Here is a 15,560-nt window from a genome sequence, read left to right on the forward strand (position 1 = left end):
CGGCAGTTGATGTTGGGAGTGGGTTTGGTGGAGTTGGTGGTGGCGGGTGTGTGTTTGGTGGGGCGGCGGGAGCGGTTGAATTTGGTGTTGGTGGGCTGGTTGGCCGGGAACTTTGCGTTGTACCGGTTGGGGCTGTGGTGGCTGGGTTGGAAGCGGCCCTGTGGGTGTCTGGGTCACTTGACGGACGCGCTGGGTGTGTCGCCGACGGCAGCTGATCTGGTCATGAGGGTTGTTCTGGGGTATTTGCTGGTGGGTGCGCTTGCCGGGTTATGGTGCATGAGGGACAGCGCACGTGTTGATGGTGATGCCGCGTGTGGGCCTCATGGCGTGAGTGAAAAGCAAGGACATCAAGAAAAAGATGGCACGAAGGCAGATCGCCAGAGGCACAAGAGGCCGGATTTCTGAGGTGCGAGCCTGTGTCCGATGGTGCCCACATCAGGTTGGACCGACGCGCTATCAAAGGAGGCAGATATGCGAACAAATCACATCAAGATCAAAACAGCTATTGGTAAAGTGGTTAATGTGGTAGGCCTGTTGACCACGATGCTGCTTGCGGGTGCAAGCGCGGTGCGTGCGACCAACGACCCTCCGCATTGCATCATTTCATGCGCAAAGGCCATCGGGGTCTGTTACAAGCCTGCGTGCTGTGATTGTGACAGGAATGGATATCCCAGATGTGTTCGTTGTTAGATGAGGCCCGTGTTGTCACTCCGTGCGGGACGCGGAGTGCTGCGCAGTGGCTTGTGTCGGTCATTCAGGTGAGAGCGGCCTCCTGGCCAGAAGATGGCTGCGTGGCTCCGTGGCCGCCCGACCTGTCAAGGCAGGAAAGGGGGAGTGGCACAGCCATGGGTGGCGAGCGCCGAGTGCGATGGGAACCCAAGTAGGTGACAGTAAGCAGGGCACCGAGGAAGGTCAGGAGATTGGGTGGCGGGCGTCAGGCTGCTCATTGATGGTGGTTGTGGTACAGAAAGTGGGCGGCACATTGGACGTTCGTGTGAAGCCCGAGCTGTGAACCGTCCTGATTCGCGCTTGGCGAGGAGGAAAGTCCCGTCCAGGCAGATCAGCCTGTTGATGGGAGGAGGCCGGGGAGTATGCGTATGGAGCGTGGCGTGTTGATGCGGAAAGCGGCGTATCTGTTATTGGCGTGTGGGTTGCCGGCCCTGATGGTGGCGCTCATTGTTCGGGAACGAAGTGCCTCGTCACCGGATGAGGGGTTGTTGCCGGAGGAGGTCAGGTTGAGCCAATGGCGATCGAAGAGGTTTGTAGCGATAGACAGGTCGCCGGCATTTGCCGCGGAGATGGGAGAAGTGGCGCGGAAAGAGCTGGTGAGCGTGACGGATGAGGAGCGGAGCATGGCGGCGAGCGCGGTGGCGGATTGGTTGGTGTCTTTGTGGAGCGGGGATTGGGAGGATTTCGTGAGGGTCCGTTGTGGCGGGAAGAGCGGCCGGGTGAACCGGGAGGTGCTGGAGTCGTATTTGGCAGACGTGAGGTTGAAGACTCCGGCTGGTATTGAGACGAACTGGAGCGATGCTGTGAGGCTGCTGCGGCAATACTGGGAATCGGACGCTGCAAAGATGCATCGAGGGATCGTGACAGGAGTGTGTCCGGAGGAAGCGGAGTGGGTTTTCGAGCGGTATTTGAGGGTCCCCTCGGATGCGGATGTGCTGATGGGACGTGCCGGGGAGTACAAGTTTCGGCCGACCATGTTGCTGCGGCCGGTGATGGAATGCGACCCCTCTGCGGATGAGGTGCTGGGCCGTTGGGGCGCATTAAAGGTGGCGACGTGGTGTGGGCTTGTGCGTTTTCGGACGGGGGATGCGTGGCCTCTGTTTGCGCAGTGGTATTACGATCCGGAGCAACGGCGATGGTTGCCTTGGAGGATGGGTGATTGCGGCCCCAGAAGCCAGTCTGTGACGGTTGTGCCGTTGTTCTGAGGTCGAATGCGGATGGATGTGGGATGTGCGAAGACGGCCTCGTTGTGTGGCGGGCTCGCAATTCTTGAATGCCTGCAGGGAAGATCGACGTGGGGTTTTAAGGGGACATCGGGTGCGTGGAGCGGGGGAGTGTGAGGCGATTCCAGGAGTGGGCGGCGAAGAGGGGTCCGCGTCGGGAGGGGCTTTGGAGAGATGCTCAAGAGCGGTGGGGCGGATCGACGGGGAACGTGACAAACGGCTTGAGCGGACCTGCGACGGTCGGTTCCAGCAGCTACTGGATCCCCGGAGCGACAAGCGATGGAAGGGTGGACGAAGCGCAAGAGCAGCGGGCTGGTGGGGAGCGGAGGTTGTGTTTGTGCGGCTGTGGCACGGGCGATCTGGCTGCGTGATCACGGTGAAGGCCTGAGCCTGGGAGCGGTGGGAGGAAATGTTTATTCCGTTGAGGGGTGTTGGACGGGGCGTCCCCGGTGCTGAAGTGGGCGGGGACCGGGACGCCTGGTGCGGTGAAAGGTGGAGTCAGGATGGTAGGACAGGGATAGAGGGCGGTACAGGAGTCTTTGGTCAGCGGGGATGGGATCGCTTTGGAGAGTATGGTTGTGCAGCGGGTGGGTGAAGTCTTGACGGGTCGGCGTGGATCGTTGAGGATAGGGTTGTCAAGCCAGAGGTGTGAATGCCATGAACAGGTCTGAAAGTGGCATGCGGCGTTGGTGGCGGCTGTGGGTGTCCGGGCATGTGGGTGTGTGTTGGGCGGTGTTTGGTTTGCTGGCCGTTTTTTGCAGTGTATTGGTGACGGCGAGGCGGGTGTGGATCGAGGGGACCTATCCCCGGGAGGCGGTGGCGGTGGCCGAGGCGCTGGGTCGGGCGAGTGTATTGCAAAAACCCCCATTGGTGGACGAGGCGGGGCGGCGGGTGGGGATGATCCGGACGACGGAGCGTGGGATCGAGGTGGTGGTGTTGGACATGGAGACGGGTGAGGAGAAGAGGCTGTTGGAGTGTCCGGATGCGTTCTATGATCCCGGCACGGCCCAGGTGTTCGATTGGCGACCGAACGGCGCGGGGTTGGCTTTTGGAATGCTGCAGTCGGTTCATTTCCTGGATGATGGGAACGGAGAGGTGTTTCCATTGGGTGAGTGGTATGGTGGGGTGCGGTGGATGGAGGGCCGGGGTTGGATGTGCCTGAGGAATGATGGGCTGCTCCGGCAGTTTCGGCGTGAGGAGGGGCACTGGCAGGTGGTTCGAGAATGGAACTTGCCGCAGCTGGATGGCGGGGTTCGGAGCTTTCATGTGACAGGCAGGGATCGGATTGCCTGGGCGGATTCGAAGAGTTTGTGGGAGGGGGATCTGGAGGCGGGGCGCTGGCAGGTATTGTGGCGCGATGATCGGGGTCAGGTCCGGTCGGTTGATTACGATGTCGGGCGGGATCTGTTTTTGGTGACGTACAGTTACCGGACGAACCGGCGGGACATGGCGGAGTTGGTGGCGGTGGGTGGGTCGAGGGCGACGGGGTGGGGTGGGGCGCGGGTGTTGGTGGAGGAGGAGTCGGTTCTGGACGGGCGTTGGCTGAACGGCGGGGAGGGTTGGGCGTATCGGAGTGTACGGAACAACCGGCCCCGGGGGATTGTGCGGGTGGGCGGTGTGGGGGGTGTGACGCGGGTGCTGGAGATGGAGGCGGTGTATGGGATATGCACGGCGCAGGAGGGGCGGATCCTGTTTTTGCACGGGTCGCTCACGAACGAGCCGCCGGGTTTGTGGAGGTACGAGATTGGATCGGATCGTTTGACGTGTGCGTGGTGGCCGGTGGAACGAGGGGTGGCGTTGCCGGCGCTGCAGCCGGTGTTGAGCGGGAGGGCGCCGTGGGGGGCGGGGCACTGGGCGACATTCGACCTGGTGCCGCCGGCGGGTTATCGTCGGGGGAAGAAGTATCCGTTGGTCATTGGTTTGGGGACGTACGAGTGGACGCCGATTGCGCACGGGGTTTCGGCGCAGGCGCTGGCGCGAGCGGGCGCGTATGTGGCGCTGGTGAGGTATCGCTGGAACCAGAGCCGGGTGGAGACGGTGTACGAGCATACGAATCATGTGCTGGCGGTGGAGAGGGTGATGCGGGAGCATCCATCGGTGGACGGGGGGCGGGTGTACCTGTATGGGTTCAGTGCCGGGACGTTGGTGGTGTGTCGACTGGCGGAGATGTATCCGGGTCGGTATCGCGGGCTGATGGTGTTCAACCCCAGTGACTTGCCTGAGCCAGTGGAGGGACTGACGCGCAGGGTGTTGGCAACGGCCGGTCAGACGGAGTCCATGGAGCGCCGGTTCCGGCGCTGGGAGGAGGAATTGTGCAAGGTGGGGATTCCGTTCGAGTGGCACGAACATCCGGATGGCCAGCATATCATCCGGGCGAAGGCGAGCTTGCGAGAGAGGGCGGTTTGGACGTTGGATTTTGTATTCGGGCGATGAACCGGGTCGGGGTACGAGGAGTTATGCTGACGTCAGCAGGAGTACCAACGGCGATGGGGGTAGGTGATAGGGGCTGTGCAACGGGTGTGGGGCGTCGGGGTGACGGGCGGGCGCGTTTGGGCGGCTTCACGCGGACGGAGTTGGCGGCGGTGGTGCTGGTGTTGATGGTGTTGGGGGTAGCGGTTTGGGCTGTGGTGGAGCGGACGGGAGAGCCGCGTCGGACCTGGGGATGCCAGCGTCGGCTGAAAGAGTTGGGCGAGGCTTTTCTGCAGTATGCGCGGGAACGGGACCGGGCATTGCCGGCCGGCGTGGTGCAGTTTGGGGAAAGGGAGAGTTCATGGGATCGTGAGCTGGCGCGGCTATGGGGTTTGGGAGGGGACGAGGGCGATTTGGAGAAGGTGGCGGATCGGTTTTGGTGTCCGTCCGATCGGGAGCCGCGTGCCGATGGGCGGCCGCGGAGCTATTCGATGCCGATGTACGAGTTGCGCACGGAGGGATGGCCGCCGACACGGCGGAGCGAGGGCGGGGTGGGTTTGTACCTGGATGAGGAGCGGGTGCGTGCGGCACGGGAGTGGGATCCGACGTTGGGAGACGGGGTGCCGGAGATGCGGGTGGGGATGATACCGTCGCCAGCTGACACGGCGCTGTTGGTGGAGCGTGTAGCGATCCGGAACGTCCTGGGACGGGCAACCTTTGCGTGCATTTTGAACGCGCGGGAGCAGTGGGGCGCCCGAACATTGGAACGTGATCGTTTTCACAACGGCCGGTTCAATTACCTGATGGTGGACGGCCATGTGGAGCGAATGACGGAACGGGCCGGTGGAGGGCACACGGGGGAGGGCGGGGTCTGGACGCTGCGGCCGGACGACTGACCCCGGGTCATGGTGCATGACCATGGGTTGGCGGGTGAAGGGGCAGCAGGGACGGATGTTTGGTGGTGATGCAAAAGTGCTGGCGACACTTTGCGGGGGGCGAAGCTGGGGGGCGGATAGAGAACCTGCTGCGGGCCGGGGGTGGCGGGGTGGGCTTCACATTGGTGGAGCTGCTGGTGGTGATCGGGATCCTGGGCATTCTGGCGGGAATGTTGTTGCCGACATTGGGCAAGGCGAAAGACCGGGCGATCCGGCTGACGGACATCAACAATTTGAAGCAGCAAGTAACGGCGTTGCATTTGTACGCCACCGATCATTCGGATTATCTGCCCTGGGCGAATTGGAAACGCGGGGACGGTCCGGATCGGGCGGGCTGGTTGTACCGGTGGGATCCGGCGGCGGCGGGTCCGGCGCAGTTCCGGGTGGAGACGGGTGTGTTCTGGCCGACGTTGCGGGAGCGGAAGCTGTACATGTGTCCGCGGGATGGGCCGCAGGTGCCGCGGTTTGTCGAGCGGGCGCAGCAGGTCTCGAGTTACGTGATGAACGGCGCGGTGGTGGGGTACAACCGGACGAACTGGCCGGTGTTGCGCCTGGGGGATTTTCGCGCGGAGGACATCGTGTTTTGGGAGACGGACGAGCGGCATCCGGAGTATTTCAACGACGGGGCGAGTTATCCGCGCGAAGGCGTGAGTCCGAGACATTCGCAGGGTGCGATTCACGCGACGTTTGGTGCCTCGGTTGGATACATTCCGTTGGCGCGATGGTACCTGATGGAGGCGGACGAGAAACGGAACCCGCTTTGGTGTTATCCGCACAGTGCGGATGGACGCTGAGGGACAAGACAGAGTGACGCCCCCGGGTGAAGGGGGTTGGCCGGCGGCCGGGCGCGGTCCAGAGGTGCGCCCGGCCGCCTGGTCTGTGGGGTGCAAGGGGGCGTGGCGTGTGGCGTTGGCGTCGCCGGCCTGGTGTGTGGTGGTGGGTCTGGTGCTGGCGGCGGAACCGGCCTGGCGATACATGCGCCCATGGCGGTGGTTGGGGGAGACACTGCGGGAGGTGCGGGCCGCGGTGATGGATCCGAGCACGCAGTGGATGGCGACGCTGACCCTGGGTCTTTACGTGTTGGTTTTTTATCTGTGGAGTACAGGGTGGCGGGTTGGGTGGCGCGAGCGCTGGCGGAGTGGATGGACGTGGCTGGTGTTTTGTCTGGGTGTGAGCGCAGTGAGTTATTTTTGGAGTTACGGGCTAGGGGATCATGGTGTGGCGTACGTGGCGTGGCTGGGCGGTGTGGTGCTCGGGTGGGGCATGGTGTTGTGGGCCGGTGGGGGAGCGGGAGCGGTCCGGCCGGGCCGGGCGCTGTATCTGATGGGTTTGTTGATGGGGTGGCTGGTGTTGTTGGCGACGGTGGAGCCGGGTGGCGGCCGGTCGTATCGCTATCGTGAGGTGGAGCGATGGTCGGGTTTTTGGGGGCATCCGAACGATGCGGGTCTGTTGATGGCGTTGGCGGTGGTGTTGGCGGTTGGTTGGCTTTGGGCGTGGCCCGCGTATGCCCGTTGGCGTTTAAGGGAGGCGGGCAGAGGGGGGTCGAGTCCCGCGTTGTGGCTGTGGGTGGCGTGGGGATGGAGTTACGGTCTGATGGTGTTGGGGATTTGTGGGGCGGGTTGGTGGAAGAGTTACAGCCGGGGTGCGTGGCTGTCTGCCGGTGTGGGAGCGGTGGTATTGTTGGTGCGCCTGCCGCGAGCGGAACGGTCAAGGCGTGAAGCAGCCCGGCTGGCGGGTTGGGCGGTGGCGTTGGGGTTGGTCTTGTTCGGATTGGGCTATTGGTATCTACGGGACAGCGAGGCGCCCTGGGTTCGGCGGATATATTCGGTGGTGAACCCGGACGATTTTTCGTGGCGGAACCGTGTGGCGGGTTGGGAGTCGGCGTTGCGGATGAGTGCGGACCGGCCGTGGCTGGGTTGGGGCTGGGTATCTGCGTCGTCGGTGGAGCGGGCGTTTTATGCGCATGACGGGCCTGCGGAGTTGGGTGCGGTGGGATTGAACGAGTATCTGGAGCTTGCGGTGCACGGTGGTTGGGCGAGTCTGGGTCTGTTGGTGGCCGCGGTGGTGTGGTTTTGGCGTGGATCGGTGCAAGGCAGAGACCGTGTCGGAGCGGAGGGCGAGGTGCTGCGGCGGGTGGCGGGCGCGGCGGTGGCGGGGGCGACGGTGTTGTTGGTGGGATTTTGGTTCAACGGTGGGCTGGAGTCGCTGTGCACGGGAACCTGGGTGTGGATGTTGCTTGGATTGGGTGCGGCTGCCGGCGGTGGAGCGGTGCGGGGAACGAGGCCGGTGCCTGGCAGGGGTGCAGGTATGATGTGGGTGGGTGCGCTTGGTCTGGTGTGGGGCGGGCTGGTGGTGTGGGCGAAGGCCGGGGACGGGTTTGAGCGGGAGCGGATGAGTTTCGGGAGCGGGTCGGATAGGATGGAGGTGTGGTTAGTTCGGCCGCGCGGATGTCCGGGTGCGGGGATGCCGCGGGTGATTTACGTGAACGGGCCGGGAGTGGAGTGGCGGGTGTGGGGACCGCACGCGGTGCAGATGGCGTCGGTGGGTATGGAGGTGGTGGCGGTGACGTTGGGGCAAGGGGATTGGGAAGGGGCTGCTTCGGGGCTGGGACGATTGCGGTTGTGGATGGCGGAGCGTGGCGGTGGGGAGAATGCGCGGGTGGTGTGGGTGGGGTGGGATGCGACGGGTGCAGAGGTGCTGAGGATTTTGGCGCGGGAAGGGTGGCAGGATCCGTGGGTGTGGGTGGAGACAGGGCGGGGCCAGTCTTTGGGCGACATGGTTGGGGATGTGTGGTTGAAAGGGAGGTGGGGGATGCTGGGGCGGGGCGAGTGGGTCGCGGGCGGATGGACAGGTGCGTGGGGGGAGGTGCAGATGGACATGGTTGTGAGGGCTCTAAGGAAGGCCGGGGCCGATCTTCGGGGGACGCGGGTGAGCTGGGTGGGACAAGAGGGGCTGGATCAGGAACGTTTGGTGTTTCGTGTGGTTGGGGAGAGGTGTGTGCGGTTGTGGGTTGGGGAGACGGGCTGGGTGCCGACGATGGTGGGACGCGGGAGCGGGAAACGTTGGCCTTGGTGGGTGATGCTGGTGCCGGCGGGGATATGGCTGGCTGGGTGGGGCTGGTGGAGTCGGTGGCGTGGGATGCGCCGGGAGCCGAGGCGTGGCTCAGGGGCGGTGGCCAGCGGGCGGGGACATCTGGAGGGTGTCACGTGTTGGGTGCGGGTGACGACGTTGGGGTTGGCGGGGGTTCTGGGGCTGTGGCACGGGTTTCATGTGTGGTTGTGGAGTCGGCCTGCGGAAGAGCGGACGTTGGGGCTTGTGCGGGCGCGGTTGGTGATGCGGGAGGACCGGTGGGATTTCGGCGAGTTGTTGAAGCGGGTGGACTGGCGGGGACATCCTTGGCGTGTGTGGTTGGAGCACGCGCATTTGGCGTCGTACAACCGGCGGTTGGTGAACTGGGCGGTGCCGGATGAGGAGTACGTGCGATGGGTATTGGATCCGCGGCTGGACGAGTCGGACTCGGGAGCGGGCGAATGGCGGCGGTGGATGTGGGAACGGCTGTACCCGCGGGTGCGCAGGGAGGTGGCCATCAAGCGGGCGGTGGGGGTGGTGACGGGGTATTTGAGGAGTCGTGTTGGGGTGGCTCCGTGGGGTGAGAAGGAGGTGGAGAAGATGTGGCGTGTGGGCTGGGCAACGGAGGCGGGTTTTGCGAGGTTATGTGTGGCGGGTTTACGGTCGGTGGGGATTCCGGCGCGGTTACGGGGTCCGGGTGTGGTTGAGTACTGGGACGGGGTGGATTGGCGTGAGGTGGAGCCGGTGGTGGCGGAGGTGGGGGAGCGGTGATGAGGGGCGAGGTGGTTCCTTGCCGGGTGTGGGTGGGCCCGACATAATGCGGGCGTGCTGGACATCAAACAGATTCGCGAGGCGACGGATTTTGTGCGTGAGCGGCTGGCGAGCCGGGGTGGCGGGGAGGAGTCGTTGGTGGATGAGGTGCTGGAGTTGGACGAGCGACGGCGCCGGCTGCTGGCGGAGGTTGAGGCTTTGAAGGCGGAGCGGAACCGGGTGTCGAAAGAGATCGGCCGGTTGCTGGCGGAGGGGAAGCGGGAGGAGGCGGAGGCGCGGAAGCGGGAGACGCGTTCGTTGGGGGATCGGATTGCGGAGCTGGACCGGCAGGTTGGGGAGGTGGAGGCGGCCCGGGAGGCGTTGATGTTGCGGATGCCGAATTTGCCGCATGAGAGCGTGCCGGTGGGGCGGTCGGCGGAGGAGAACGTGGTGGTGCGGGTGTTTGGGGAGCCGGCGCGGCATGCGTTTGGGCCGAAGACACACGTCGAATTGTGTGAGCGGCTGGGGTTGGTGGATTTTGCGCGGGCGGCGAAGGTGTCGGGGAGCGGTTTTGCGTTGTATACGGGCCGGGGGGCGCGCTTGGAACGAGCGCTGATCCAGTTCATGCTGGATTTGCACACGCGGGAGCATGGGTACACGGAGGTGTGGCCACCGTTGATGGTGGGGCCGGCGTGTTTGGAGGGTGTGGGTCAGTTTCCGAAGTTCAAGGATCAGTACTACGGGGTGGCCGAGGGGGACGACCCGTCGAATCTGGGTCGGTTGTATCTGATTCCGACGGCGGAGACGGTGGTGGCGAATCTTCATCGGGAGGAGATTTTGCGGGAGGGGGACCTGCCGATTCGGTACTGTGCTTACACGCCGTGTTTTCGCGGGGAGGCGGGTGCGGCGGGTGTGGGGACGCGGGGGCTGATTCGGATGCATCAGTTTGACAAGGTGGAGCTGATCCAGGTGGTGCGGCCGGAGGATGGGTACGAGGCGCACGAGGCGATGGTGCGGCATGCGGAGCGGGTGTTGCAGTTGCTGGGTTTGCATTACCGGGTGGTGTTGTTGTGCACGGGGGATCTGGGGTTTGCCAGTGCCAAGACGTACGATTTGGAGGTTTGGGCGCCGGGGCAGGGGACGTATTTGGAGGTGTCGAGTGTATCGAACTGCGAGGAGTTCCAGGCGCGTCGGATGCGGTTGCGGTACAAGGACTGTCAGGGTGTGAACCGGCATCCGCATGTGTTGAACGGGAGCGGGACGGCCCTGGCGCGGTTGTACGTGGCGTTGGTGGAGACGTATCAGCAGGCGGACGGGTCGGTGCTGATCCCGGAGGCTGTGCGACCGTACTTCGGTGAGGAACGGATCACGCCGTGAGCGCGGGTACGCAGGCGAGCGCGGGGCGTCCGTTGCGGGTGCTGCTGGCCAGCAGCGAGGTGCATCCGTATTCGAAGACGGGCGGGCTTGCGGACATGACGGGTGCGCTGGGACGTGCGCTGGCGCGGATGGGGCACCGGGTGGGGATCGTGAAGCCGTTGTTTCGCGGGGTGCGGGAGCGTTTTCCGGGGTTGCGGCGCGTGGATTGGCGGTTTGACCTGCCGTTGGGGGACCGGCGGGTGGACGCGGAGCTGTGGTTGCATGAGCCGGAGCGCGGCCTGGCGGTGTATTTCATCGGGCACGATGGGTATTTCAACCGGGCCGGGTTGTACAACGAGAACGGGCGGGACTATGCGGACAATGCGGAACGGTTCATTTTCTTTTCGAAGTGCGTGGTGCATCTGGCGCGGTATCTGCCGTGGCGGCCGGAGGTGGTGCACGTGCATGACTGGCAGACGGCGTTGGTGGCGTTGTTGGTGCAGCACGAGCGTCGCTGGGGCGGTTGGTCCGAAGCGCCACGGACGTGTCTGACGATTCACAATCTGGCCTATCAGGGGTATTTCCCCGGTTGGACGTACGGACTTACGAATTTGCCGTGGTCGTATTTTCATCCGGAGTGTGCGGAGGCGTACGGGCAGTTGAACTGTTTGAAGGCGGGGATCGCGACGGCGGACCGGTTGACGACGGTGAGCCCGCGGTATGCGCGGGAGATTTTGACGGAGGAATTCGGGGAGGGTTTGGCGTGGTTGTTGCGGCGGCGGCAGGCGCATTTGCGGGGGATTTTGAACGGGGTGGATTATGAGGAGTGGAACACGGAGCACAACCCTCATCTGCCGGCCTCTTACTCGGTGCAGGACTTGTCCGGGAAGGCGGTGGTGAAGCGTGCGTTGTTGCGGGAGGTGGGGCTGCCGGAGGAGGAGGGGGTACCGTTGTTCGGCACGGTGACGCGGCTGGCGGAGCAGAAGGGTTTGGACATTCTGTTGCCGGCGTTGCACGAGATGCTGGCGGCGCGGATGCGGTTTGTGTTGTTGGGGAGCGGGGATGCGGGGTATGTGGAGGCGTTGGAGCGGTTGCGGGAGCGGTATCCGGGGAAGGTGGCGATCCGGATCGGTTTCGACCCGGGTTTGGCGCATCGGATCGAAGCGGGCTGTGATTTTTATCTGATGCCGTCGCGGTTCGAGCCGTGTGGTTTGAACCAGATGTACAGTTTGCGTTACGGGACGGTGCCGATTGTGCGTGCGGTGGGCGGGTTGGACGACACGGTGGTGGATGCACGCGAGTCGGTGGAGCGGGCCAACGGGATCAAATTTCACGAGTACAGCGCGGCGGCGCTGGCGCATGCGATTCGGAAGGCCCTGGTGTTGTACGGGCATCCGGCGTTGTTGCACCGGTACCGGGTCAACGGCATGCAGGTGGATTTCAGTTGGGTGCGGACGGCCGGTGGATATGAGGAGGTGTATCGTGAGGCGTTGGCATCTCCGCCGGTTGTATGGGGCGGGTGAAGTGCCGGTGATGCGGTGTGGTCGGGGGGTGCCGAGGGTGCGGCCGGTCACTTCAGTTCGAGATGGTCGCGCGAGGGGAGTTTGGGGAAGGGTTTGTGGGGTTCGGTTTGGTACCAGTAGGCGACGGAGGCGATGTCGTCGCGGAGTTTGAGGTAGCGGCCTCCGGAGCGCCAACCAAGGGCCTGGATGGTGACGCGGAGATCTTTTTCGAAGCGGATCGGGTCGGGGATGTGCCAACGGTACAGGCCGAAGCGTTGCTGGGAGTCGTAGAGGCCGTCGGGTCGGATGACCTGGGGCAGTCCGGTGTAGGGTCCTGAGAATTCGGTGTAGCGGTGTTTTCCGTCCGGGCCGACGGTGTCGAAGTTATAGGATCCGCAGAAGTAATCTTCGGTGCCGGTGCCGCAGATGGTGGGATAGTCCCTGTCGCCATCGATGTAGAACTTGATTTCTCCTTCTCCCCACCAGCCGGTGCTGTGGACTTCCCAGGCGAGGTAGGTGCCGACGTAGTGGCCGCGACCTTCGACGCCGTCGAGAATGGTGTAGAGGCCCGGTTCTTCGAGCGGGTCTTCGCGGCGGAACCGGGCATGGAAATAGGCGGCGTCGTCGGGGACCTCGGTGAGGACGTAATCGATCTGGTAATAGATGGTGATGGGGGCGTCATTGAGGTTCTCGAGGGTGAGGCGTGCGCGTTTGCGGAAGGGCATGGGCCAGTAACAGTTGAAGGCGCTGCCGGGGTTGACGCAGACGGCAAGCGAATTGATCTGGCAGTAGCGGGCCCAGCCACAGGCAAAGAAGTCGCCCAAGGGGACCTCCACCGAGGGCTCGGTTTCGTCGTCCCAGTACATGCGGAGGATCATGAAGCGGGTGCGGTCGAGCGGGGCCGGGGTGAGCCAGATGTGTTGGATGCATCCGGGGCCCTGGATGTCGGCGAGGGTGAAGGTGGTGTCGGGCGCGATGCGAACGTAGGGGGAGATTTTCCAGCCCGGCCCGAGATCGCGTGCGGCGTTTTTGGCGGGGCCATCCACGGCCATTCCACCCTTGCCTTTTTCGCCGGTGAAGTTCTCGGGGCTGATGGAGCGGGAACGGGCCGGGGAGAGCCGGTAGAGGTTGCCGAGGTGGACGCCGACGCCGTTGAAGGGAGGTTCGGCCGGTGAGGCGAGGGGCGGAAGGGTGAGGAGGCATGCGATGAACCCGAGGATGGTGTGATGGAGTCGCGTTTTCATGGCGATGTTCACGGGTTGAGGTTTGGACGGACTGGTTTGCGGGCCGGTTGGTGAGGCCGGTCCGGGCGGGAGGATGCAGCCGCGGTGGAGGTTTGGCAACACCGGTGTGGTGGCGGGGGGGCAGGGTGTGGCGGCGGCCCGGGGCGGGCGGTGGCGTGTGGGTCGGGGTGTGTGTGTGGTTGTGGTGTTTCGGGTGGGGGCGGGATCAGCGTTGGACGCGTGCGCTGCCGCCGGCGACGAGTTTTTCGACCTCGGCGAGTGTGGCCATGGAGGTGTCGCCCGGGGTGGTCATGGCGAGGGCGCCGTGGGCGGCGCCGAGTTCGACGGCTCGTTGGGGGTCGGCACCGGTCATGAGGCCGTAGATGAAGCCGGAGGCGAAGCTGTCGCCGCCGCCGACGCGGTCGAGGATTTCAAGGTCGGGGTAGGACCGGCTTTGGTAGAACTGTCCGTTGACCCAGGCGATGGCGCCCCAGTCGTTTCGTGTGGCGGTTTTGGCGGCGCGGAGGGTGGTGGCGACGGCCTTGAAGTTGGGGTATTCCCGGACGGCGCGTTGGATCATGCGTTGGAAGGCGGAGACGTCGAGGTGGAGGAGGTTGGGGTCGGTGCCTTCGACCTCGAGGCCGAGGCAGGCGGTAAAGTCTTCCTCGTTGCCGAGCATGACGTCCACGTGGCGGGCGATCTGGCGGTTGACCTCGCGTGCGCGTGCCTGGCCGCCGACGGCTTTCCAGAGGCTGGGGCGGTAATTGAGGTCGTAGCTGACGATGACACCGTGCTGGCGGGCTTTTTGGACGGCCTCGAGTGCGAGTGCGGCGGTGGTTTCGCTGAGGCCGGCGAAGATGCCGCCGGTGTGGAACCAGCGCACGCCGCGCCGGCCGAAGATGTCGTCCCAGTCGAAGTCGCCGGGCTTGAGCTGGCTGGCGGCGGAGTGGCCGCGGTCGGAGACGCCGAGGGCGGCGCGGACGCCGAAGCCGCGTTCGGTGAAGTTGAGGCCGTTGCGTGCGGTGCGGCCGACGCCGTCGAAGGGGCGCCAGAGGATGAACTCGGTGCTGACGCCTCCCTGGAGGACGCAATCTTCGAGGAGACGGCCGACTTCGTTGTCCACGAAGGCGGTGCAGACGGCGGTGCGGAGCCCGAAGCACCGGCGGAGGCCGCGGGCGACGTTGTATTCGCCGCCGCCTTCCCAGACGCGGAACCAGCGGGTGGCGCGGATCCGGCCCTCGCCGGGGTCGAGTCGGAGCATGATTTCGCCGAGGGCGACGAGGTCGTAGGTGCACTGTCCGGCCGGTTTGAGGTTCAGGATGCTCATAGGTCGTGCGTTGGGTCGTTTGTTATTTGCCGGGGGCAGAATGTTGGAGGGAGGGGTGTGGGATTCAACTGTGTTTTGCCGGGGTGGGGGGCTGGGTCGGCGGGGCGTGGGGGATTTGTGCGGTTGAGGCGGGGGTCGGGGCGTTTATACTGCGTGGCATGGTGCGCGTGGGTATCGGGTACGATGTGCATGCGTTGGTGGAGGGACGCCGGCTGGTGCTGGGTGGTGTGGAGATTCCGCATGCCCGGGGTTTGGAGGGGCATTCGGATGCGGACGCGTTGATGCACGCGATTTGTGATGCGGTTCTGGGCGCGGTGGGTGCGGGCGACATCGGACAGTTGTTTCCCAACACCGATCCACGGTGGAAGGACGTGCCGAGCCGGGTGTTTTTGGAGGAGGCGGCCCGGCAGGTGCGGGCGCGTGGGGGGCGGATTCTGAACGTGGACGCCACGGTGCTGGCGCAGCGGCCGCGGCTGGCTCCGCACGTGGCGGCGATGCGGGAGCGGATCGCGTCGGCCCTGGGCGTGTCCCCGGCGCAGGTGGGGGTGAAGGCCACGACGAACGAGGGACTGGGTTTTGTGGGGCGGGAGGAAGGGATTGCGGCGATGGCGGTGGCGGCGGTGGAGCTGCCCGGGGAGGATGCCGCGCCGGGTGGCGCGGCGTGAGGGGGCGTGCACGGTGTGGACGCGGGTGAGGAACGGGTTCGGAGATGGCCAAGGCGGAGATCAGTTGGAAACGAAAGCTGGCGGACGGGACGAAGATCCAGGTTTATGCGCACTTGGTGGGGGGCGAATGGCGTTTTTATCAGCGCACGCGGCGGTATGAACGTTGGGAACCGGTCGCGGAGCCCCCGTTGGAGGACTGGCTGGCGTTGTTGGACGCGATCCGGCGGATGATTCCACGCCGGCGATACCAGCCGGAGGACGAGCGGCGGTTGGTGCGCCAGATTCGGGAGCGTTTTCCGGAGGTGGGGTTGTGAGGGCCGGCGCGTGTGAGAGGGTGTAGCGGCGGCGCTCAGGGGCGGAGGGAAGCCGCCT

12 protein-coding genes are annotated in these 15,560 nt (G+C 64.8%); 10 read left to right on the forward strand and 2 right to left on the reverse strand.

The genetic code is table 11. The features are described from left to right. The 8 genes from ACPDIX_RS08365 to glgA form a co-directional block, all read left to right on the forward strand. Positions 1–405 (forward strand): hypothetical protein (locus ACPDIX_RS08365; RefSeq protein ID WP_423431331.1); only part of this gene is annotated, 405 nt, incomplete at its 5' end. 704 nt (positions 406–1,109) lie between these two features. Beyond that, on the forward strand, positions 1,110–1,934 hold the full coding sequence (locus ACPDIX_RS08370; RefSeq protein ID WP_423431332.1) for a hypothetical protein: 825 nt from the start codon (positions 1,110–1,112) through the stop codon (positions 1,932–1,934). A gap of 675 nt (positions 1,935–2,609) precedes the next feature. Then, complete coding sequence (locus ACPDIX_RS08375) at positions 2,610–4,385, forward strand: hypothetical protein (protein WP_423431333.1); 1,776 nt, start codon at positions 2,610–2,612, stop codon at positions 4,383–4,385. 86 nt (positions 4,386–4,471) lie between these two features. Further along, positions 4,472–5,257 carry an H-X9-DG-CTERM domain-containing protein gene (locus tag ACPDIX_RS08380; RefSeq protein ID WP_423431334.1) on the forward strand — a complete coding sequence of 262 codons (786 nt, stop codon included), beginning with the start codon at positions 4,472–4,474 and terminating at the stop codon, positions 5,255–5,257. Positions 5,258–5,325: 68 nt separating this feature from the next. Continuing rightward, positions 5,326–6,090: a type II secretion system protein gene (locus ACPDIX_RS08385; protein ID WP_423431335.1), complete on the forward strand. Its 765-nt coding sequence runs from the start codon at positions 5,326–5,328 to the stop codon at positions 6,088–6,090. Positions 6,091–6,199: 109 nt separating this feature from the next. Further along, positions 6,200–9,136 (forward strand): O-antigen ligase family protein, encoded by a 2,937-nt coding sequence (locus tag ACPDIX_RS08390; RefSeq protein WP_423431336.1) that lies wholly within the window; start codon positions 6,200–6,202, stop codon positions 9,134–9,136. A gap of 54 nt (positions 9,137–9,190) precedes the next feature. After that, on the forward strand, positions 9,191–10,492 hold the full coding sequence (gene serS / locus ACPDIX_RS08395; protein ID WP_423431337.1) for a serine--tRNA ligase: 1,302 nt from the start codon (positions 9,191–9,193) through the stop codon (positions 10,490–10,492). Next, positions 10,489–11,994, forward strand: coding sequence for a glycogen synthase GlgA (gene glgA, locus ACPDIX_RS08400; protein ID WP_423431338.1), 1,506 nt, complete (start codon positions 10,489–10,491; stop codon positions 11,992–11,994). Before serS ends, glgA begins: the two co-directional genes overlap by 4 nt. Before the next feature lie 47 nt (positions 11,995–12,041). On the opposite strand, the gene ACPDIX_RS08405 is transcribed toward glgA, so the two are convergent. Together ACPDIX_RS08405 and ACPDIX_RS08410 are read right to left on the reverse strand one after the other, a co-directional pair. Further along, a complete protein-coding gene (locus tag ACPDIX_RS08405) occupies positions 12,042–13,217 on the reverse strand; it encodes a glycoside hydrolase family 172 protein (protein ID WP_423431339.1) in 1,176 nt (391 codons plus the stop codon). Between the two features lie 205 nt (positions 13,218–13,422). After that, positions 13,423–14,523, reverse strand: a complete 1,101-nt coding sequence (locus tag ACPDIX_RS08410) for a PfkB family carbohydrate kinase (RefSeq protein ID WP_423431340.1) — start codon at positions 14,521–14,523, stop codon at positions 13,423–13,425. A 158-nt stretch (positions 14,524–14,681) separates the two neighbouring features. On the opposite strand from ACPDIX_RS08410, the gene ispF reads away from it, so the two are divergent. Together ispF and ACPDIX_RS08420 are read left to right on the forward strand one after the other, a co-directional pair. Continuing rightward, positions 14,682–15,188 (forward strand): 2-C-methyl-D-erythritol 2,4-cyclodiphosphate synthase, encoded by a 507-nt coding sequence (gene ispF / locus ACPDIX_RS08415; protein ID WP_423431341.1) that lies wholly within the window; start codon positions 14,682–14,684, stop codon positions 15,186–15,188. Between the two features lie 44 nt (positions 15,189–15,232). Then, a complete protein-coding gene (locus ACPDIX_RS08420) occupies positions 15,233–15,502 on the forward strand; it encodes a hypothetical protein (protein ID WP_423431342.1) in 270 nt (89 codons plus the stop codon). Positions 15,503–15,560: the final 58 nt, after the last annotated feature.

The organism is Limisphaera sp. 4302-co (assembly GCF_049537155.1).
Lineage (GTDB): Bacteria > Verrucomicrobiota > Verrucomicrobiia > Limisphaerales > Limisphaeraceae > Limisphaera.